The sequence below is a fragment of the Streptomyces sp. NPDC056738 genome, assembly GCF_042790435.1.
GTDB lineage: Bacteria > Actinomycetota > Actinomycetes > Streptomycetales > Streptomycetaceae > Streptomyces.
In genome coordinates, this window is the sequence record NZ_JBHTZF010000002.1 from 598,661 (window position 1) to 620,124 (window position 21,464).

11 protein-coding genes are annotated in these 21,464 nt (G+C 73.1%); 6 read left to right on the top strand and 5 right to left on the bottom strand.

All coding sequences use genetic code 11. The features are described 5' to 3' along the window. Positions 1-103: 103 nt before the first annotated feature. Complete coding sequence (locus ACFRIC_RS06385) at positions 104-742, bottom strand: TetR/AcrR family transcriptional regulator (protein ID WP_382780231.1); 639 nt, start codon at positions 740-742, stop codon at positions 104-106. Between the two features lie 447 nt (positions 743-1,189). Here ACFRIC_RS06385 and ACFRIC_RS06390 point away from each other — a divergent pair, with 447 nt between their 5' ends. The 3 genes from ACFRIC_RS06390 (at position 1,190) to ACFRIC_RS06400 (ending at position 8,788) form a co-directional block, all read left to right on the top strand. Beyond that, positions 1,190-2,611 (top strand): lipase family protein, encoded by a 1,422-nt coding sequence (locus ACFRIC_RS06390; RefSeq protein ID WP_382780234.1) that lies wholly within the window; start codon positions 1,190-1,192, stop codon positions 2,609-2,611. Positions 2,612-2,783: 172 nt separating this feature from the next. Beyond that, complete coding sequence (locus ACFRIC_RS06395; RefSeq protein ID WP_382780236.1) at positions 2,784-5,741, top strand: hypothetical protein; 2,958 nt, start codon at positions 2,784-2,786, stop codon at positions 5,739-5,741. 230 nt (positions 5,742-5,971) lie between these two features. Continuing rightward, positions 5,972-8,788: a hypothetical protein gene (locus ACFRIC_RS06400; RefSeq protein ID WP_382780238.1), complete on the top strand. Its 2,817-nt coding sequence runs from the start codon at positions 5,972-5,974 to the stop codon at positions 8,786-8,788. A gap of 94 nt (positions 8,789-8,882) precedes the next feature. On the opposite strand, the gene ACFRIC_RS06405 is transcribed toward ACFRIC_RS06400, so the two are convergent. The 4 genes from ACFRIC_RS06405 to ACFRIC_RS06420 all read right to left on the bottom strand — a co-directional run bounded on the left by ACFRIC_RS06405 (position 8,883) and on the right by ACFRIC_RS06420 (position 13,611). Then, on the bottom strand, positions 8,883-9,752 hold the full coding sequence (locus ACFRIC_RS06405) for a nuclease (RefSeq protein WP_382780241.1): 870 nt from the start codon (positions 9,750-9,752) through the stop codon (positions 8,883-8,885). A gap of 151 nt (positions 9,753-9,903) precedes the next feature. Then, positions 9,904-11,337 (bottom strand): metallophosphoesterase, encoded by a 1,434-nt coding sequence (locus ACFRIC_RS06410; RefSeq protein ID WP_382780244.1) that lies wholly within the window; start codon positions 11,335-11,337, stop codon positions 9,904-9,906. A gap of 172 nt (positions 11,338-11,509) precedes the next feature. Then, positions 11,510-12,340, bottom strand: a complete 831-nt coding sequence (locus tag ACFRIC_RS06415; protein WP_382780247.1) for an aldo/keto reductase — start codon at positions 12,338-12,340, stop codon at positions 11,510-11,512. A 116-nt stretch (positions 12,341-12,456) separates the two neighbouring features. Continuing rightward, on the bottom strand, positions 12,457-13,611 hold the full coding sequence (locus ACFRIC_RS06420) for a S1 family peptidase (protein ID WP_382780249.1): 1,155 nt from the start codon (positions 13,609-13,611) through the stop codon (positions 12,457-12,459). A gap of 547 nt (positions 13,612-14,158) precedes the next feature. Between ACFRIC_RS06420 and ACFRIC_RS06425 the strand changes: the two genes are divergently transcribed. The 3 genes from ACFRIC_RS06425 (at position 14,159) to ACFRIC_RS06435 (ending at position 21,271) form a co-directional block, all read left to right on the top strand. After that, a complete protein-coding gene (locus ACFRIC_RS06425) occupies positions 14,159-15,325 on the top strand; it encodes a serine/threonine-protein kinase (protein WP_382780252.1) in 1,167 nt (388 codons plus the stop codon). A gap of 200 nt (positions 15,326-15,525) precedes the next feature. Continuing rightward, positions 15,526-19,320, top strand: coding sequence for a S8 family serine peptidase (locus ACFRIC_RS06430; RefSeq protein WP_382780255.1), 3,795 nt, complete (start codon positions 15,526-15,528; stop codon positions 19,318-19,320). A gap of 196 nt (positions 19,321-19,516) precedes the next feature. After that, entirely contained in the window at positions 19,517-21,271 is a 1,755-nt protein-coding gene (locus tag ACFRIC_RS06435; RefSeq protein WP_382780258.1) for a hypothetical protein, read from the top strand. Positions 21,272-21,464 lie beyond the last annotated feature (193 nt).

Consider the following 21,464-nt stretch of genomic DNA (forward strand, 5'->3'; position numbering starts at 1 on the left):
TTTGGACTAGACCAGGTGAATTCTTTACCCGGGCGCCGCACCCACGCCGCGCACCCTCGGCCTCCCTCTCCAACTGACCTGTCCCGAAGCGCCGTTGTCGGCGTCAGTACGGCAGGCCCTCCGAGGCCGCGTGGAGGGCGGCGTGCAGGCACGCGGCGAGGTCCTCCTCCGAGGCGTGCGCCGCGTCGGCGAAACGTACGGCGAAGTCCTCCGCGGCCGCGCGCAGGGCGCCGTTGACGGTGGCCGCGTGCACCTTCACCCGCAGATCGTCCGCGCTCCTGCCGGAACGCCGGGCGAGGGCTTCGGTGAGGACGGGCAGCGCGTCGTCGTGGGCCTGGAGCCAGACGGCGCGCAGTGCGGGCTCGGTGGGGGTCATCCGGATCAGGTCGAGCACCGCGGGGTCGGCGGACGGCAGCGTCCCGCGGCGGCAGGAGCGGGTGAGGAAGTCCAGCAGGCCCGTCTCGGGCGGCCAGTGCCGCAGTTGGTCCGTGGCGGCGTCGAGGCCCGCCGTGAGCAGCGGGCGTACGCAGCTCTCCTTGGTGGGGAAATGGCGCCACAGCGTGCGGGTCGAGACGCCCACCGCCTCCGCGATCTGGTCCCCCGTGGTGCTCGTGACGCCCTGTGAGACGAACAGGCGCACGGCCTCACGGGCTATGTCCAGCCGGAGAGCCTCCTTGCGTCGCTCGCCCAGTGACGGCCGCGCGGCCGTCGTGGTCCGGTCTGCGGGTGCCGCTTCGCGCACCGTCGCCCCACCACCCCTGTCTCATCGACCGGAGCAGCATAGCGAGCCGCGCAGAACTGACGCGCGCAGACATCTTGTCACTGAGTGACATCCGCTCCTACTCTCCTGATGTGACTCGGGAGTAACTAGCGGGCACCGAACGGGACTTCGGTGTCCGTCCCTTCCGTGAGCAGCGACAGGAGCGTTGCCGCACCACGCGCCGCCCGGCCGACGGCGCGCGGGCGGCCCGTTCGTCCTGTCCACCTCCGCGACGCGGCTGGGCGTGGTCCCGTCCTGCCCAAGTCCACGTCCGGGCGCCGCCTTTCCCCCCTCACCGACCCGTCACCGCCACCGCCGGTCCAGCGGTGGCGGCCGGTCGGCACCCCCAGCCCGAACCGGCGTCACGCCATTGACGCCGTCGGCCGCCCGCACGACCCCCACGTCTTGACGAAGCAGGGAGTGAGCCGCATGCAACGACCCCACAGCACCCCTCGGCCGCAACTGGTGGCCGGCCGACGCCCGCGCGCGGAGCGGGCCCTGCCCTCCGGCCGCCCCGGACCCGCCGCGCGCAACCGCGGACGCCTCCTCGCCACCGCCCTCGCGGTCCTCGCCTGCCTGAGCGTCCAGGCGCTCCCCGCGGCGGCCGCCGACGGGGACACGGTGGTGTCCCGGGGCGTGACCATCCCCGCGTTCTACACCCCGCCCGCGAACCTTCCCGCGGCCGACGGCGCGCTGATCCGCAGCGAACCCCTTCCCCTCGCGCTCAGCCTGCCCGGTCTCGACGGTCCGCTCCCCGGCACCGCGACCCGCCTGATGTACAAGTCGACCGACTCCAACGGGCAGCCCGTCGCCGTGACCGGCGCCTACATCGAGCCCTCGGCCGCCTGGAAGGGCGGCGGCGCCCGCCCCCTGGTGGCCGTGGCACCCGGCACCATGGGGCAGGGCGACCAGTGCGCGGCCTCCATGGGCCTCGAACACCCCATCACCTTCAACGGTGAGACGGTCTCGGTCGGTTACGAGGACCTCGCGATCTACCGGCTCCTGGCCAAGGGCGTCGCGGTGGTCGTCACCGACTACGTCGGGCTCGGCGCGACCGACCGGCTCCACACCTACGTCGACCGGCTCGACGGCGGACACGCCCTGCTCGACGCCGTCCGCGCCGCCCGCGGGCTCACCGGCGCCTCGGTCGCCGCCGCCTCGCCCGTCGGCCTCTTCGGCTACAGCCAGGGCGGCGGCGCCAGCGCGTCGGCGGCCGAACTCCAGCCCACCTACGCCCCGGACATCACCCTGGCCGGCACCTACTCCGGCGCACCGCCCGCCGACCTCACCGAGGTGATCAAGGGCATCGACGGCAGCGCCCTCGCCGGCGCACTGGGCTGGTCCCTCAACGGCTTCCTGCAGTCCGACCCCGCACTCAAGGACTTCGCCGACGCCCACATCAACGCCGCGGGGAAGGCCGCGCTCAAGGACCTCTCCACGATGTGCGTCGGAGACGCCATCCTCGGCTACGCGTTCAAGAAGAGCACCTCCTGGACGACCGACGGCAAGTCCGTCAGCCAACTCGTGGCGAGCACACCGGCCCTGCAGGCCACCCTCGCCGACCAGCGCATCGGCAACCTGAAGCCGACCAGTCCGGTACGCCTGGTCACCGGAGTCCAGGACGACATCGTGCCGCACGCCCAGGCACGTCAACTCGCCGTCGACTGGTGCCGCAAGGGCGCCGACGTCACCTACGACGCCATCGTCCTGCCGAACCTCGGCGACGGGCTGCTCCTCAACCACGTCGCACCCCTCATCACCGACCAGGGCGACGCCATCTCCTGGCTGACCGACCGTCTCTCCGGCAGGCGCGCCTCCTCCAACTGCTGGACGATGCCCCTCCAGCCCTGACCCCCGGCACGGGCTCCGACGTCCCCCCACGGCGCCGGAGCCCGCGCGTGTCCCATCCGAAAGACAAGCGGTCGTCATCGTTCAAGGAGTGCCTTTTCGCGGCAAAGCGTCCTGAAACCCTCCGAACGTTCCTAGGCTCGCCTCCTCTTGCCCAGCATCCGGGAGGACCCGCGTGCCGCAGCCCCATCGGACGAACGAGAACGATCTCGTCCTCCCCAGCGGTTTCGACGACATCGTCCGAGTGATCGACCGGTACGTGGTCGACCGCCGCAACGGTGTCCCGCACCGGCGGCAGAGTCCGGGACACCGGCTGCCCGCCCTGCTGTTCACCCGCGAGCCCGCGCACGACGCGAGCACCGAGGGCACCACCCCGGCCGGCGCCGCGACGGCGGACACGGGACAGGGCGAGCCCGATCCCGCGCTGTCGGCCCTGGTGCACGCCTACCACCACCGCCTCGTACGCCTGAGCACCGGCGAGACGGGCCACCTGGCCAGCCTCGCGCCCCACGCGCTCGTCGACGAGGAACTGCTGGCCTGCGAGCACCCCGGCGAGGACACCGACCGGCCCGAAGGCCCCCACGTACGACTCCTCGACCGGGTGGCCCGGCAGTTGCGCGTCACCATGCCGGACGGCTCCGGCACCTTGCGGCTGACCGAGTTCGACGCCTGTCTGTCGGTGCTGCGCGCCGACATCCCCGACGGGGACGTGAGGGACGAACGGCGGGCGGTGCGCGACCGGATCTACGACAAGTACGCCTGGAAGTTCGGCTTCGCGGCCGAGGTCGGCGCCCTCGGCGAGGAACTCGGCGCGCGGCACTGGTCGGCGATCACGAGACTGGTGACCACACCACTGGCCTGGCTGTGGCGCTGGTCGTACGGCGTACGGATCGACCGCGGCGCACGCTTCCGGTGGGTCGGCGGGATGCTGGACGAGCCCGGCCGCAGCTTCCTCAACGCCGCCCTGTCCCTGCGCGACGCCCATCTGCGGTCCCGGGCCCAGGACCGGGCCGACCGGGAGGCGCGGGCCGACGCCGGGGATCCCGCCGCCGCGGCCGCCAGGTCCGCCGCGTCCGCCGTGTCGGCCCGCGACGAGGCCGTGGTCCGGCAGATCCTGCTGACCGCGCTCCTCCACGACCTCGCCCGGGCGGCCCGTCCGCCGGTGTGGAGCGCGCGCAGACCACGGCGGCGATGGCCCTTCGTCCTGCTGCTGCCGACGGTCGGCGGCGACGGCTCCCCGAGCCGCAAACTCCTGAACTCCTTCTCCGCCGTGTCCGAGGAGACCGGGACCTGCCCGCTGCTCGTCCTGGGCGCCGCCACGGCGGACATCCCGCCCTACGCCGCCGCCCTGCCCCGGCCCGGCGTGCCGGGCCAGAACGCCCGGCCCGGCACCTACGGCGCGACGGCACGGGCCGTGGCCTCGGTGCTCGCCGCGGGCGCCGCCGGCCAGTCGGCCGAAGCGGTCCGTGCGGTGCCGCTGTCCCGCGTGCCCGACAACGGGACGAGCGCCGAACGGCCCGCGGTGCAGCGGACCGTGCGCTCCCGCGAGCGGCGTCGGAGCGACTGGCTGCGCCCCGCGGTGGCCGGCGTGGCCGTCCTCGCGGTCATGGCGGTGGTCGCCGCCGGACTCGCGCGGGTGCCGGGATTCGGCGGGACACGACACCGTGCAGAGACCCCGCCCGTGTCCCGTGCCACCGACACCTGGTGTCCTCGGGTGGGCACGGGCGAGCGCGTGGGGCTCACCGACGGCAGCGACGGATGCGAGCTCGCCCACGGCCTGTACGCGCCCGAACTGCGCTCCCTCGAAGACCGGTTGGGCCGCCAGAACGCGGAGGTCGACCGGTCGGAGCCCTATCGCACCCTGGTCTTCTTCGCTCCGCTGAGCGTCGGCTCCACATCACGCCGCACGGTGCCCACGGGCTTCCAGATGCTGCGGGGAGCACTGCTCGCCCAGGACCGGATGAACCACCTGAACCTCAAGTCCCAGATGCCGATCCGGCTACTCGTCGCCAACGCGGGGGAGTACTTCACCTTCGGCTCGCACGGCGGACTCAACACACGGAACGACAGCCGGGTCGATGTGGCCCACATGATCGTGCGGCGCATTCACCGGGATCACATCGCCGGTGTCATCGGCCTCACCCAGAGCCGTCCGGAGTCCCTCCAGGCCGCGATCGAACTCGACGCCCAGGGCGTCACGGTCCTCGGCACCGGAGTCTCGGGCCAGCCCATGGTCGAGGGCGACTCCCCGGTGTCGTACTTCCAGCTCTCGGCCCCGGACGAGCGGGTCGCGCGCGTCATGGCCTCCTTCGCCCGGCGCTCGCCCCGGCTTCAGGCCCTGACCCGGGCCGCGCCGGGCCACACCGCGCCCGCCGCCGTCCTGGTCTTCGACCCGCACGACGCCTACTTCAGCGTGGACCTCAAGAAGCGGTTCACCCGGGCCTACGGTTCGGCCGGGCCGGTCTACCCGGTGCCGTACGGCGAATCGAGCAAGGACAGCCGGACGGCCGCCGTGGCGGCCAGCGTGTGTGCGCTGATCCGCAGGACCAACGGCTTCGTCGTCTACGCGGGCCGGTCCAGCGTCATGTACGACCTCTTCTACTACCTGCAGAGCGACAAGCAGTGCCGTACGCGCCAGGGCCGCGTCGCCGTGCTGGCCGAGAGCCCCGCCCCCGGACTCGTGCAGCATCCGGAGACGATGCCCAGGGAGTTCGGCTCGCTGCGCCTCTTCTACAACCAGTTCAGCCTGCCCGACGCCAAGGGCCCCTTCGCCACGGGCTTCAAGGAGTCCTACGACGTCTCCGCCGACAGCGACGCCGCCGCGGGCTACGACGCGGTGCGTGTCTTCTTCCGCGTGATGAACGACATGCTGGACACCGACCCGCAGTTCACCCCCAGTGCCGTCGTCACGTATCTCCAGTCGACGGGGGTCACCGACTTCGTCGGCGAGTCGGGGATCATGACCTTCGGGAAGGGCCGCAAGTACCCGGTGGACAAAGAGGTCGACATCCGGGAGATCACCGCGGACGGCGCCGTCGTCGACGACCTGACGTGCGGTGCGGTGGACGTGAAGGCGGCTCCGGTGACGCGCTGGGGACCCTCCGGCACCTTCATCTGTCCCGAGGACGACTGAGCACCTTCCTCCGGCACGTGTCCGGGCACGGCTGCGGGGCCACCGGCCCCGCACCGGCCACCCTCCTCACCGGACCGCCCGACTCCGCTTTCCTGTGCCGGAGTTGAGGCCGCGAAAGGCCGACGGCACGAGGCAACCCTCCGCCTCCCTCCTCCGTCCTCGTGGGACGGGGGAGCGCTTCGGGACCAACGGGGCGACGGGGGCGAATGCCGACCAGGAGGAGAAGAACCTTGTTCCGTGTCCGGCGCACAGGGGTCGTGGCCGCGGTGTTACTCGCGGCGCTCGCGGGCTCGCCAGGATCGATCCAGGCACACCAGAACACAGCGGGTTCCGCACGGTCCGCGGGGCTCGCTGCCACCGCGGCCGACGACCCCGGCGGTCTTCCCGCCGGATGGCGTCTCACCGGTGAGGGAGCGGCACGGCAACTGGTCTGGCGCTCGGACGAGCCGGTGCCCATCAGTGACGCGGGGGTCACCTTCCACTCCGGGGACCGCTTCCTCGGCCGCCCCGTCGGCTCGCCCGACGGCCGCACCTTCCGGCTCGCACTGGGCCCGGCACCCCTCGGGAAACCCTCCGGCCTCCAGGCGCGGACCGGCCAACGGCGCCTGGACGCCACGGGCGCCGGAAGCGACCGGCCCGCCGCGCCGGACGGACCCGCGGCACCTCCCGGACTGTCGGCCCGGCCTTCGACCCGCCTTCCGGTGAACGCCGTCGACCCGGGGAAGCCGGGTCCCTACCGGACGGCCACCGGCGACTACGAGCTCCCCTCGGTCCGTCTGCCCGGCCTGCCCGCGCGCGTGGAGATGCGCGCCGTCGTGGTCGCGCCCGCGAACGCCCCGGGACACCGGCCGCTGGCCCTGTTCCTGCACGGCCGTCACGCCACTTGCTACACCGGCCACGGCGACGACACCGGCGGTGAATGGCCCTGCCCCGCGGGCAGCAGACCCATCCCGAGCCACCGGGGATACCTGGCCGACCAGAAGCTGCTGGCCTCGCAGGGATACGTGACCGTGTCCATCGCCGCCAACGGCATCAACGGTCAGGACTACGCGGCCGAGGACGGCGGCGCCCAGGCCCGGTCCTCCCTGGTGCGGCAGCACCTGGCCCGCTGGGCGGCCTGGTCCGCCCACCCGGACTCCGCGCCGCCGATCGTACGGCGGTCGGCCCCCGCAGACCTGTCGCGCGTCCTGCTCGTCGGCCACTCGCGCGGCGGCGAGGGCGTGAACCGGGCCGCCATGGACAGCCTCTACCCCGCCCCGGCCGACCAGGACGGCTACCGCGGTCCGGTGCGCTGGCACATCCGCGGCACCGTCCTCATAGGCCCCACCGTCTTCGGGCAGAACCCGGCGCCCGACGTGCCCTCCGCGACGATCCTGCCCGGCTGCGACGGCGATGTGTCCGACCTCCAGGGTCAGATGTACGTGGACGCCACCCGCGGGGTCAGCCGCGGCGCCGCCCTGCACAGCGCCGTCTACATGGTCGGAGCCGACCACAACTTCTTCAACAGCGAATGGACCCCGGGCCAGGCCCAGGCCCCCGCGGAGGACGACTTCTGGAGCGGCGACACCCCCGACCGGGTGTGCTCGCCGGGAACCGCCACGCGCTTGACGGCGCGTCAGCAGCAGACCGCGGGCGCGACCTACATAGCCGCCGCCGCACGGCTGTTCGTCGCCGGTGACGACCGTGTGCGGCCCCTGCTCGACGGTTCGGGGCGGCGCGCGCCCTCCGCCGGTCCCGCGCGGGTCCTCACCCACGCGGTCGGCGGACACCGCAGTCCGGCGTTCCTGCCCGACGGGCAGGTCTCGGTCGAGGGCGGAACCCTGTGCGACCAGGTCACCGAGGTCGTGTCCGCGGCCTGCCTCGGCTCCGGCAGGAGCGGTGTCTCGCCGCACTTCGCCCCGTGGGCGCCGTCGAAGGAACCGGGCCGGCGTGCCGTGGCCCTGCGATGGACGGCGGCCGGCTCCACGGTCCGGGTCCGCTCGGCGCGGCCCGTCTCGATCGTGGGCTCCCGGGCTCTGGCGATGCGACTGATCGTGCCGCCGAACACCGGAACCACCACGTTCGACATCCGGCTGGCCGACGCCGCCGGCCACCGGGCGACGCTGGGGAGCGCCCGCGTCGACGGCCTGCCCGGCACCGACCGCACCGCCTCCTACTGGGGACAGGAGGTCCGGCTGCCGCTGACCGCGGCGATCCGCGCGGGAGTCGACCTGCACCGGCTGACGTCCCTGGAGATCGTCCCGCGCACCCGCTCCGGGCGGGCATGGCTGCTCGACTCGTGGGGATGGCGCCCCGGCACCCCCGCGGTGCGGGCCGCGGACCTCGCCCGCGTCGACGTCGGCCGGCTGACCGTCGAGGAGGGCGACACGGGCGTGCGGACCTACCACGTGCCGGTGAGCGTCACCGGGCACGGGAACGGCACGGTCCGGCTGTTCGTCGCCGATCCGGGCACGGGCCGGACCACCTCGCGTGAGGTGACCGTACGGCCCGGTGCCCCGGCCCCCGACGTGGACGTCGAGGTCCGCGGCGACAAGCGCTACGGCTACGACGTGTCCCACGACGTCTACGTGAAGGCCGTCCACGGCGCGGTGATCGGCGCCTACCGGGGCGGCGTCACCGCGCGCAACGACGATCCGATGCCCACCCTCAAGGTGACCCCGCCCTCCGCCCGCGCGGCCGAGGGCCGGAAGCTGACCTGGCGGATCGACCTCTCCGCGCCGGCCGACGTGGACGTGCAGTCCGACATCTCCGTCCTCCGCGTCACCGGCGGACACGAACTGTCCACCACCGACGTGGATCCGCAGTGGCTGCGGAACATGTCCGGCAAGGAACCGCTGCCGTCACGGCCGCTCTCCCAGGTGAGCGGATTCTTCCTGTTCGCCGGCATACCCGCGGGCCGGACGAGCACCGAGTTCTCCGTCCCCACGGTCGGGGACCGGCTCGCCGAGCCGGAGGAGACGGTACGGCTGCGTCTGACCGTCCACGACGAGACGGGCCGGCCGCACGACGGACCGGAGTTCACCGGCACGGTGCACGACCCGGCGTAGTGCGCACCGGCCCGCGTGCCGGCCGGCCCCGGACCTCGGGACCGGGCTTCGGCCGGCACGCGGGGCCCGCGCACCGGCCGGAGCCCGTGGACGCCTACTTCTCGTCGAAGACGAGGTCCTCCGGAGGGAGGTCGAGCCGCACGGTGTCGCCGTTCGTGACGTCCACGATCGTGTCGAAGCCGGTCCACTGGCCGGTGGACAGGACGAGCAGCCGGTCCTCGCGCTGCTCCAGATACGGACGGAAGCCCTCCAGGGACGGGTCGCCGTCGTTGAGCTGCAGATAGTCCGCCAGCCGCCGGAAGAGCTTGGGCAGCAGCACCGCGGAATCGGTGAGCGACGCCGGGCCCTCCACCTTCGCCCCGCTCAGCGTCTGGTCGGACGGCCACAGTCCGAGCCCGTCCTCGCGGGCCCGCCGCGCCGCCCGGGACAGCTCCCGCCGCAGGTCCACGTAGAGGTTGCGGTAGAAGGTGGGGTAGGCCAGGCCCGCGGCGAGCTGATGGTGGTTGGCGGTCAGGCGAAGGTGTTCGGCGGTGACGGTGACGAGCGTCCCACTGGCACCCGGAGCCTCGGTTCCGCGGCCCGCGAGCGCCACACAGCGCCCGTGGACGTCCGCGCTGCGCGTCAGGATGTAGCCGGGGACGGACTCGGGCGTACTGCTCCTGACGATTCCGTTCGCACCCCGCTCCACCGCCTCGAAACCCAGCCAGTCGAGCAGGGCCTCCGCGGCCTGGCCGGCGTACGGCGCGGGCTGATGGAGTTCGGGCCCGTGCGGCGGCCGGTAGTGGGTCTCCAGGGTGTCGATGCCGTCCAGCCGGAGCTGGGCCCCGCCGGCCAGATTGCGGCGCACCTTCCGCCCGCGCAGCAGGTCCCACTCCGCGGGATCGTCCGGGACGAAACGAACCGAGTCGCCGTCGGGACTGGCCCCGACGATTCTGTACGACCCCTTGATCAGCAGCATCGGCATGCCGGTTCCCCCATCAGTCGCAAGACCCCTCCACGATGACCCGCACGGCGTCGCACGGCACCTCCGCGGAGCGCGATGGGTACCCGAAGTCATGCAATGAGCGGACGGCGGCACCGCGTCCGGCAGCACGCGGCGTACGCCGCACGCCGCCCTACCCGGCGCCGCCGGCCGCCCCGCTCGCCGGGACCGGCGGCGCCAGACCGGAGAGGTCGCGGACGGTGACGCTGTTGCGGTCGCGGACGGACCGCCCGAAGGCGTACTGGGGCCACAGCCCGGCCGCGAGCCGTCTGCCCCGCTCGCTCCACTCCCGGGCCGGTTCGCTGTTGCTCCTGTAGTAGTTGAGCGCGTAGCCGCCGGTGTGGACGCGTAGGAGGACGAAGCCGCCGGGGAAGTCCTTGGCCGCGCCCACCTCCTGCAGGGTGACATGCCCGGCCTGCGGAAGAACGGTGCGCTTGTTGCGGTGGGTGTGCCCCGAGTGATGCAGGAAGACGCCGGGGGCGGCGGCGTAGGCGTCGAGAATGCTCCGGGCCTGGCGACGGTCGAGCCGCTGCCCGCTCGTCACCGGGAACAGCGAGTGGCGCACGGTCAGCGGATGATGCCCGAAGACCACGGTGGGCCGCTCGCGATCCTCCCTCAACCGCGCGCGGAACCAGCGCAGTTGGTCGCGGGAGAGTTCTCCCGCGTCGCCGCCGTGGCCGCGCTTGTCGTAGGTGTCGAGGCCGATGATCCGCAGCCCGCCGAGCTGACGGGCGAAGTAGGAGGGACCGTCGCTCCCGAGGAAGCCGTCGCGGAAACCGTCGTCCGGCACCCCGGGGCCGTGGGACCGGGGCCGGTCGTGGTTTCCCCGTACGACGAAGTAGTCCCGTCCGTGCCTGCCGAAGCCGTCCAGGATCCGTCTGGCCGTCAGCAGATCCCGCGGCGCGCCCCCGGCGGAGATGTCGCCCGCGGCCAGCAGGCGGTCGGCGCCGCGCCGGCGCGCCTCGTCGACCAGGGCCCGGGCCATGATCTCCGGGTACGGGGCGAGGCCGCGCTCCTGCGAGACGCCGCGCAGCAGCGGGACGCCCGCCACCAGACCCGCGGTGGTCTCACCGAGGTGCAGGTCGTTGCACAGCGCGATCGACATCACATGACGGCCCGGTGGCGCCTCCGGTGTCGTGAAGCAGTACGGGCCGCCGGACGAGCCGAGCCCGTGCGGGGAGGTTCCGACCGCGTTGCCCCGCACGAGATGCAGCGGAGCGGGGACGGCGGCCGAACCCCGGGAGTGCGCCCGGTAGTAGTAGGTCTGGCCGGGTTCGAGATCGCTCAGCTCCACGGTGTGGTGGGCGGTGCGACGGCCTTCGGAGGCCGAGCGGTTGAGCCGCGCCGGGTGGGTCCCGTAGACGACCTCGCCCTCGGTGACGGCCGGGAGCAGCGGGCCTCGCCCGTTCCCGGTGGCGGGTGTTCCGGTGAACCAGGTGATGACGGCGCGGTCCTCGCGGAGGGTGACCAGTTCCAGACGCACGGCGGACACGGTGCCGGGTGCGCGCGGAGTGCGGGCGGGGGCCGTACGGCGTGGGGCGACGGCGGGAAAGCGTCGGCGTTCCATGCCGGTTGGGTGCCCGCGCGCGATGAACGGCGACGGTTCCGGCGGGGGCGGGAACCTGAAGTGAGGCCGTGGGAAGGATGTCGCGTCCCGGTGCCGGGCGACCGGGAGAGTCCGTCGCCGCGGAGCCCCGCCGTGCGGAACCGGCACGAGCGGGGCTCCGGGGCTCCGGCGCTCAGAACTCCTCGTGCGTCGTGGGATCCCCGCCGAGGCGCCGTCGCGGGTGGTCGCCGACGGCCGCCATCTCGGCGGGCGACAGCTCGAACCCGAAGAGGTCGAGGTTCTCCCGCTGGCGCCCGGCGTCGGCGGACTTGGGGATGGGCACCGCGCCGAGCTGCGTGTGCCAGCGCAGCACGACCTGACCGGGCGTCACTCCGTGGACCTCGGCGATCTTTCCGATCCCGGGGTCGTCGAGGAGCCGGGAGCCGCGGCCCAGGGGGCTCCAGCTCTCCGTGACGATGCCCTTGTCGGCGTGGAAGGCGCGCAACTCGTCCTGGGGGAGCAGGGGATGGAGTTCGATCTGGTTCACCGAGGGGAGCACTCCGGTCTCGGCCTCCAGGCGGCCGAGGTGTTCGGCAGTGAAGTTCGAGACGCCGATCGCACGGACCAGGCCCGCCTCGCGCAGCTCGATCATCGCCCTCCACGAGTCCACGTACTTGTCCACGCGGGGCAGGGGCCAGTGGATCAGGTAGAGATCGACGTACGAGAGTCCGAGACGGCCGCGCGACTCCTCGAACGAGGCGAGCGTCTCCTCGTAACCGTGGTGCCTGCCCGGCAGTTTGGTGGTGACGACGATCTCCTCGCGCGGGACGCCGGAGCGGGTGACGCCCCGTCCGGTGCCGGTCTCGTTGCGGTAGTTGGTCGCCGTGTCGACGAGCCGGTACCCCATGCCGAGCGCTCGGCTCACGGCCTCCTCTGCCTGTGCGTCGTCCATCGGCCAGGTGCCGAGGCCGACGGCCGGGATCTTCGTACCGTCATGGGCCGTGCGGTCCGGGATGCTGATCACGAGGAACCCTTCCGAAGCTGCGAGAGAGGTACCCGCCCATCGTGCACGGCGACCGCCTCGACGGCGACGCGGGCACGCCGACCCGCTCGGCGAGCGAGCGGGTCGGCGCGGTCGGTTCAGGCGGTGTGCAGGGTGAGCCCGTAGCGGTTGAGGATCTCGTTCACGGGCTGGTACCAGGTCTCGCCTCCGCTGGTGCAGTTGCCCCAGCCGCCGGAGGTGACGCCCTGTGCCTGGTCGCCGCTGATGAACGAGCCGCCCGAGTCGCCGGGTTCGGCGCAGACACTCGTCTTGGTCATCTGGTGCACGGCGCCCTGGCTGTAGTTGACGGTCTCGTTCTTGGCGAGGACGGTGCCGCAGTGCCAGTGGGAGGTCGAGCCGGAGCGGCAGATCGACGCTCCGACGGGTGCCTCGCCCGAGCCCCGGACGAGCTGGTCGGAGACGGTGCCCCAGCCGAGGACGACGGGGACGGTCCACCAGCCGCTGCCGACGTTGACCCAGGCGTAGTCGTTGTCCGGGAACGAGGAGCCCTGGAAGGTGCCGATGTAGCTGTGGTCCCAGCCGCTGACGCCCGCGCCCGGCTGGGCACAGTGCCCGGCGGTGACGAAGCCGCCGTACACCGAGAAGCCGATGGAGCAGCGGACGTTGCCGGTGTAGTACGGGTCTCCGCCCACCGTGCCGGCCGCGTACGTCCTCGGGGTCCGTCCGGTCTGCCGCACGACCACGGGACCGGACGCGCGGGCGCGGGCGACGAAGGCCCGGACATCGTTGTCATTCTTGTGTGCGGAGACCACGTCGACGACGACGGAGCCGGCCCGCGGGTCGACGTGCCAACCGCTCACGCCGGCCGGTGCGTCGAGCGCGTCGAGGCGTGCCATCGTGCTGTCGAGCCGGCGCTCGCTGTACTTGGCCAGGGTGACCCGCGCGCCGGTCGCCTCCACGGCACCGCGTGACGCGGCCTTGGTGACGGCGACGACGAGTCTGCCGCTCCCGGCGTCGAACCAGGAGCCCCCGTAGGAGGCGCCGGCCGCACGCCGGGCGTCCCGCTCGACGGCGCGTGCGGCGGTCTCCTGGGCGAGCCGGGTGGTCGCCTGCTGCCGGGTGAGGCCGAGGTCGTGCTGCATGGCCGAGAGGACGGCCGAGGAGGCCGGCGCCCGGGTCGCCGTGGCGGTGAGGGGGGCTTCACCGGCTGCGGCCTGGGTGAGTCCGAGGGTGGCGGTTGCGGCGAGTAAGCCGGTGGTCAGCGCGATGCGCAGAACTGTGGTGCGTCTCACGGTGGTTGCCTTTCGTCGATCCGAAGGTCGGTGAGTGGGGCGAAGGGCAGGAGAGAGCGCTCTCAGAGTTGCGTGGACGAGGATAGTGCGAGGTTCTTGTCAGGTCCATACCAATGCGTGGGCCTGTTCGCCCGCGCTGCCCGCGCGCACACCTCGTGCGGTCCGTTCGCACACGCCTCGTGCGGTCCGTTCCCTCGCGCGATTCCCCCGGTCCGTTCCCCTGATCCGTTCCCCGCGCCGTTCCCCCGGTCCGTTCGCTCGGGCCGCCCGGAGTGCGCCGGCTTCGGGTGTTCCAGGCCGCTGTGACCGCTACCTCGCGTTGTGGTCCATGTGGCCCTGAGGTGCTTTCGGAGTCACTTTCCGTCAGGGTCCGACGGCACATCGAACGGTTCTTCGCGATCTTGAGGCCGAGGGTGAACAGCGTCTGATCACCCTCGTGTTGGCAGTAGGCTCAACCTGCTGCGGCGCCCCGATGATCACTCATGCTCGGGAGGGAATCGACCCGTGGCGATCGACGAGATCCCAACGGCGTGAGGATGAAGCACAAGTGCTGATAGCGGGACGGTATCGGCTGCAGACGGCCCTCGGGCGGGGCGCGATGGGGGAGGTGTGGCGGGCCTACGACGAGATGATCGGCAGGTCCGTGGCCGTGAAGCTGCTCCTCTCCCAGGACGCCGACCCGACGGCCGCGGCCCGGTTCCGTCTGGAGGCCCAGACCGCGGGCCTGCTCAACCATCGTCACGTGGTGGGTGTGCTGGACTTCGGGGCCTACGAGAACCGGCTGTTCCTCGTGATGGAGCTGGTCGAGGGCGACAGTCTCGCCGGCGTCCTCACCGGCGCCGGGCGGCTGCCCGCCGACCGGGTCGCGCGGATCGCCGCCGAGGCCGCCGCGGGTCTGGCCGCCGCCCATCAACAGGGCATCGTGCACCGGGACATCAAACCGGGCAATCTGCTCCTGGACGCCGAGGGGAGCGTCAAGATCGGCGACTTCGGGATCGCCCGCTTCATGGACGATCCGGCGGGCGGTCTGACCGCGACCGGGCAGATCGTCGGCACCAGTCTGTACCTCGCTCCCGAGCGGGCCCTGGGCAAGACCGCCGGGCCGCCCTCCGACATGTACTCGCTGGGCTGCGTCCTGTACCAACTCCTCACCGGACGGCCGCCGTTCCAGGCGGGCAGCCCCGTCGCCGTCCTCCACCACCACCTCGACACCGCTCCCACTCCGCCGCGGGAGCTGGGCGCCGATCTGCCGCCCGCCTTCGAGAACCACCTGCTCGGCCTGCTCGCGAAGAAGCCCGAGGACAGGCCCACCGCGCTCCAGGCGGCCGCCTGGTACGGCTCGGGCTCCTGGCAGGGGCGCGCCGAGCCGCTCCCGGCCGCGCTGCCGGAGCCGGGGCGTCACCGGCAGCCCGTCAGAGCCGCGGGCCCCGCGACCACGTACGCCCTGCCCTCGGTCATGAGGGACACCGCGGGCGGCGGCCACCGGTCGCGCCGGCGCCAGCGTTCGGGGGTCGGCGACCTCCTCGCGGACCGGCGGCGAGTCGTCGGCGCGGCCGCCGGAGCCGTCGTCTTCCTGCTGGCCGTGCTCGTGGGCGTGGCGGCGTTCTCGCCCGACAGCAGCTCCGCCGACACCCCGGAGCCCGGCGCGACCACCGGGGTCGAGTCGTCCGCCCCCGCCGCCACGTCGCCCGGGGGCTCGTCCACCGGCTCGTAAGGGCCGGGAGGGCGAGGGGGCCCGGCCGGTGACCGGCGGGGTGGGTCCACGGGGCGCCGGGCGGCGGCAAGGGTGCGGTGAATGAGACAACTCCCCTGCGTTTGTGGGGAGTTCGCCGATCTGGCACATGTGAGACGTGGCGCTTTCGTGCCAGCGTCCGCTGTTCCCTCCGCCGGTCCGGGGCCGATAGAAAACGCGTCATGATCTCCCGCATACCTCCCCGTCCCAGCGGCCGAAGAGCGCTCGCGGCAGCGGTCGGCGCCCTCGCGGTCCTGACCTCCCTGGCCTCGCCGCCCGGTCTCGCCCTGGCCGACGCACCGACACGGACCGACGCGGCCCCACCCGTCGCGGACTCGGGCACGGGGCAGCACACCGTGACCCTCCTGACCGGCGACGTCGTGCGCGTCACCGGCAACGGCGACGGAAAGCAGACCGCGGACATCACGCGCGCGCCCGGCGCCACCGGCGGCGTGCGCACCGAGACCGTCGACGGCGACCTCTACGTCTACCCGGACGAGGTGCTGCCCTACCTGGCCGCGAACCGCCTCGACAAGCGGCTGTTCGACGTCACCTCCCTCATCGAGCAGGGCTACGACGACGCCCACAGCACCGGCATCCCGCTGATCCTGGGCTACGCCGCCGGCACCGCGCCCGCCGACCGGACCGCGCCGGCCGGCACCACCCGGGTGCGGTCCCTGCCCACGATCCGCGCCACCGCCGTCCGGGCCGCGAAAAAGCAGGCCCGGAAGACGTGGAAGTCCGTCGCCCCCGCCACGACCTCCGCCGCGCCCAGGCTCGGTGACGGACTGTCCAGGATCTGGCTGGACGGCAGGGCCGAGGCCACCCTCAAGGACAGCACCGCACAGATCGGCGCGGCCACCGCGTGGAGCAAGGGCCTCGACGGCAAGGGCGTCAAGGTCGCCGTCCTCGACACCGGCGCCGACCTCGGCCACCCCGACCTGAACGGCCGGATCGCCGCCTCGCGGAGCTTCGTGCCCGACGAGACCGTGCAGGACGGCCACGGCCACGGCACCCACACCGCCTCCACCGTCGGCGGCAGCGGAGCCGCCTCCGACGGCGCCGAGAAGGGCGTGGCGCCCGGCGCCGACCTGCTGATCGGCAAGGTCCTTGCCGACGGCGGCTACGGCCAGGACTCCTGGATCATCGCGGGCATGGAGTGGGCCGTCGACCAGGGCGCCCGCGTCATCAGCATGAGCCTCGGCTCGTCCGACCCGTCCGACGGCACCGACCCGATGAGCCGGACGGTCAACGAGCTGACCGAGAAGAGCGGCGCGCTCTTCGTGATCGCGGCCGGCAACTACAGCAGCGAAGCGAGCATGGGCACCCCCGGCGTCGCCGACGAGGCGCTGACGGTCGCCGCCGTGGACTCCGCCGACAAGCGGGCGTCGTTCTCCTCGCAGGGCCCGCGGCTGAACGACTACGCCCTCAAGCCCGACATCTCCGCGCCCGGCGTGAACGTCCTCGCGGCCAAGGCGGGCGGCAGCGCCGCGACCGGCTGGTACCAGACGATGAGCGGCACCTCCATGGCGACGCCGCACGTCGCCGGTGCCGCCGCGATCCTCGCCCAGGAGCACCCGGACTGGAAGGCGCGCCAGCTCAAGGACGCGCTGATGAGCACGTCCAAGGAGCTGCCGAACTACACCGCCTACCAGGTGGGCGCCGGCCGCGCCGACCTCGCCGCCGCGACCTCCGCCACCGTCACCGCGACCGGCTCGGCCTACTTCGGCATCGACTCCTGGCCGCACGACGACCCCACGCCGCGCCGCCGCACCGTGACGTACACCAACACCGGTGACGCCGACACCGAGCTGCACCTGGCGCTGAACGCCTCCGTCGGCGGTGGCCCGTACGACACCGACCCGACCGCGGGCAAGGGCACTCCGGCTCCCGAGGGGATGTTCACCCTCTCCGCCGACACGGTGACCGTGCCGGCGCACGGCACCGCGACGGTCACCGCGACCGCCGAGCCGGGCTTGGCCGCCGACGGCCGCCGCTACCTGGGCCGGATCACCGCGACGGACACCTCCGGCGCGACGGTCACCCGCACCCAGGTGGGCCTCTACCGGGAGGACGCCCGCCACACCCTGCACGTCACCCTGAAGGACCGTTCCGGCAAGCCGGCCGCGGGCTGGGTCGAGATCCAGCGCCTCGGCAGCACCGAGGACCCGTACAGCGCGACCATCGACGACGACGGCAAGCTCGACCTGCGCCTGCGCGAGGGCACCTACAGCCTCCTGACGTACCAGGACGTGGCCGGCAGCCACGGCCCCGACTCGCTCGGCATGGCGGTGATGGGCGACCCGGAGGTCGTCCTCGACCAGGACCGGACCGTCGATCTCGACGCGAGCCGCACCCGTGAGGTCACCGCCGAGGTCCCGCGCCGGACCGAGGACCGGGCGCTGTCCATGAACTGGTACCGGGCGGACGGCCAGGCGGCCAACTCCTACGGCGTGGGCGTCGTGGAGGTGCAGTACCTGCTCGCCTCCGCCTACGACAGCATGTTCGTGCTGCCCACCCGCAAGGTGACCCAGGGCAGCTTCGAGTACGAGACCCGCTGGCGCAAGGCCCTCCCGCTGCTCACCGTCACCGACGACGGCAGGCCGGTGCAGGTCATGGCCCAGGCCAACTCCTCGCGGTACGACGGGCACAAGCGCCTGCAAGCGGTGTACGCCGGCACCGGCACTCCCGCCGAGTACGCCGGGCTGAACGTCAAAGGCAAGGTCGTGCTGGTGACCCGTGCGGACGCGCTCACCGGCGCGCAGCGGGCGCAGGCCGCGGCCGACGCCGGGGCGGCCCTGCTGCTCGTCGTCGACGACCGGCCGGGCAAGCTGATCCAGTCCGTCGGCACCTCCGCCGACAGCGCCGTGCCCGTGTTCTCCGTGACCGCCCGGAACGGAGCCTCGCTGATCGCCGACGCCCGGCGCGGCCGGCTGCGGCTTGACGTCGAGGGCGTGCCCGACTCCCCTTACGTGTACGACCTGTCCGACCCGCACCCCGGCCAGATCCCGTCCAGCGGGCTGACCTACCGTCCCCGCGCGTCCGAACTGGCCACGGTGGAGATGCGGTTCCACGGCGCCACCACGACGCCGAGCGGCGAGTGGCGGTCCGGCTTCCGTCCGTACCGCAAGTACGGATCCGGGTACCTGCTGCGCCAGGACATGCCCGGCACCCGCACCGACCACGTCTCGGCTCAGGAGGGGACGCGGTGGGTGGAGAGCATGGGCACCGGGCCGGGGGTGCTCCTGTCGAGCCAGAGCACGCGCACCGCGTACGCGCCCGGCTCGTTCCAGGTCCACGAATGGTTCAAGCCGGTGACCCACCCCGCCAACGGCGGCACCTACTGGTGGTCGCAGCGGCAGAAGACCTCGCTCGCGTTCAACATCCAGCCCTGGTCCGACAGCGGTGACGGCCACGGCGGCGTCATCCAGAGCAATGGTCCGGCGAAGACTAGCCTGAAGGTCTACCAGGACGGCACCCTGATCAAGACCTCCAGCTCGTCGGCCACCACCATCACCAGGCCGCCGACCGTCCCCTCGGTCTACACCCTCGACCTGACCGCCGAACGCGACGCGGACACCTACCGGCTGTCCCCCCGCACCCACACGGTGTGGCAGGTCAGGTCCGACCCGGTCACCGACCCGGCGGTGATCGACCGGGTGGCGGTCCTGCAGATGGACTACGACGTCGACACCGACCTGGCGGGCGACGCCCGTGGCGGCCGCCAGACGCTCCGGCTCACCCCGCGTCACCTGGACGGCGCGGCGGGCGCCGGGAAGATCGAGGGCGCGACGCTGTCGGTCTCCTACGACGACGGCGCGACCTGGACCCCGGTCCGGACGAACGGCAAGTCCGGTACCTGGACCGCCTGTTACGACGCGCCGCGCCACGGCTACGTGTCACTGAAGGCCGAAGGCTGGGACGACGCCGGCAACCGCGTCACCCAGGAAGTGATCCGCGCCTACGGCCTGAAGTAGTCCCGCACGCGGAGGCCGTCGCCCCGAACCGTCCGGCCGCCCCCTCCGGCGGCCGACAGGGCGACGGCCTCCGTCCGCGGGGCGGAACCAGGACCGTTCCGTCACGGTGGGCGGCGACCCGATTTCGCGCGGTCCGGGCAACCAATCCGGGCGCCCGGCGGTCCTTTGGACGAGGATCCCCGACGGGAGGGCGCCGATGGGCCTGGTGCGTGCACTGCTGCCGTTGTCGCGGGCGGCGGCCCGGCTGAGCCCCGGTCCGGGGCGGCGGCTGCTCGGTGCCCTGCTGACACGCTGCGTGTCCCCGTACTGGGTACTGCTGCGGCCGCCCCCGTCGCTGCGCAGGCTGGCCTGGGCCGAAGAGGCCGTGGCCGTGTACCGCGCACTCGCCGGGGCGGAGGGCGCGCGCCCGCGGGACCGGGACCTCCTGGCCCGCAGTCTTGTCCAGCACGCCTACACGCTGGTGCTCGTCGGTCGCTGCGAAGAGGCGTACGCGACGCTGGACGCCTCCTCGGACGTGCCGGGCGCGCCATGGCCCGCGGCGCAGCGCGCCCTCCGGCTTCATCTCCGGGCGCAGGCGGAGTTCGGCCTGGCCCGGCTGGACGACGCGCTGGGCTCGGCGCGGGAGTGCGTGGCGGAGTACCGGAGTCTCGTCCCCTCCCGGCGGGACCGGTCGCTGGGGGCTCTCCCGGGTGCGTTGCGTACCCACGCGCTGGTGCTGGCGGCCCTGCGCCGCAGGGAGGAGTCGGTGGCTGCCTACGAGGAGTGCGTCGCCCTGTTGCGGAGCATGCCCTTGCGGGAGTTGAGCCACGCGCTCCTGGTCCGCGTGCGGGCACTGTGCGAACTCATCTCGGGACTGGTGGCGTTGGGCCGGTACGAACAGGCGCTGTCCGTCGGCCGGGAGGCCCGGGACGCCGCCGACCCGATCATGCTGCGGGCCGTGCCCGAGACCGTCGGGCCGTTGAGGGTGACGCTCTTCGCGGATCTGGCCCGCTGCCTTCAGGTGACGGGAGACCTGCCGGCGGCCCGGGCGACCGCCGCGGAGGCCGTGGCCGAGGCGCGTACCCTGGCGGCCCGGAATCCGGCGGCGGTCGAACCGCTGCTCATCATGGCGCTCGACCGCCTCGGCGACCAGCTCGATGAACCGGAGCACCGACCGGCTGAGTTGGCCGCTCGGCGGGAGGCGGCCGACCTGGCCGCCGCCCTCGCCTCCGAACAGCCGGAGGTCCACGACCCCCTCCTCGCCGTCTGTCTCGACCGGCTGGCCGCCTGTCACACGGACGCGGGCGACCACCGTGGCGCGGTCCGGGCCGGTGAACGCGCCGTCGCCGCGTACCGGCGTGCGGCAGACCGCGACCCCAGAGCACATGAGCCGCAACTCGCGCGTGTGCTCGCCGACTTGAGTGAGTCACGACTGGACGACGGAGACCCCGAGGGGGCGATCGGGGCGGCACGGGAGGCGGTCGCCCGCACCCGCCGTCTGGCCGAGTCCGACCGGTCCGCCGACCACGCGCTGACGGCCCGCCGGCTACGGGTTCTCGGTCGGGCCCTGCGCGGTGCCGGCGAGCACGGGGCGGCCGTCGCCTGCTACACGGAGTCCGAGTCCATCCTCGTCGACGCGTCGGCAGGTCCCGAGGCCGGCCCGTACGCGCTCTCCCTGGACGCCGCGCGGCGCGGTCTCGCCCGCACCCTCGACGCGGAGGCCCAAGCCCGCCTGGCCGACGGCCGGGCCGACGACGCCGTCGCCGCGCTGCGCTCGCTGCTCGCGCTCACCCGCCGCACCGACCAGCCGGACGTCCACGGCCGTTGTGTCGCCGCCTTCGCCGAGGCCCGCGAGCGGTACCCGGACACGGTCGTCCCCGCCTGGACGCGGGCGAGCGGGCAGGGCTTCCCCACGTTCGTGTACCGCCTGTCGGGGACCGTGAGCGAGGAGCGACCGCCCGGCGGGAGTTGAGCTCCGGAGGCCGATCGGGCGGATCCGCGACAGACCGGGCGGATCGCGCGCCGAAAGCGGAACGCTCCTTCTTAAGTGCGGGTTAAACGCGTCTTAAGCAACCGTGGGCGGAGCCTGACTCTTCAAGTAACCGCTGGTCAGGGCGATTTGGGGTCCGCCGGAGTCAGTTGGCCTCTCAACGACTCGTGCGTAG

Bases quoted from the DNA above. Each gene is read 5' to 3' on its own strand.
- ACFRIC_RS06390 (WP_382780234.1), top strand. From the start codon at position 1,190: ATGCAACGACCCCACAGCACCCCTCGGCCGCAACTGGTGGCCGGCCGA.
- ACFRIC_RS06405 (WP_382780241.1), bottom strand. From the start codon at position 9,752: ATGCCGATGCTGCTGATCAAGGGGTCGTACAGAATCGTCGGGGCCAGT.
- ACFRIC_RS06410 (WP_382780244.1), bottom strand. From the start codon at position 11,337: ATGGAACGCCGACGCTTTCCCGCCGTCGCCCCACGCCGTACGGCCCCC.
- ACFRIC_RS06430 (WP_382780255.1), top strand. From the start codon at position 15,526: ATGATCTCCCGCATACCTCCCCGTCCCAGCGGCCGAAGAGCGCTCGCG.
- ACFRIC_RS06435 (WP_382780258.1), top strand. From the start codon at position 19,517: ATGGGCCTGGTGCGTGCACTGCTGCCGTTGTCGCGGGCGGCGGCCCGG.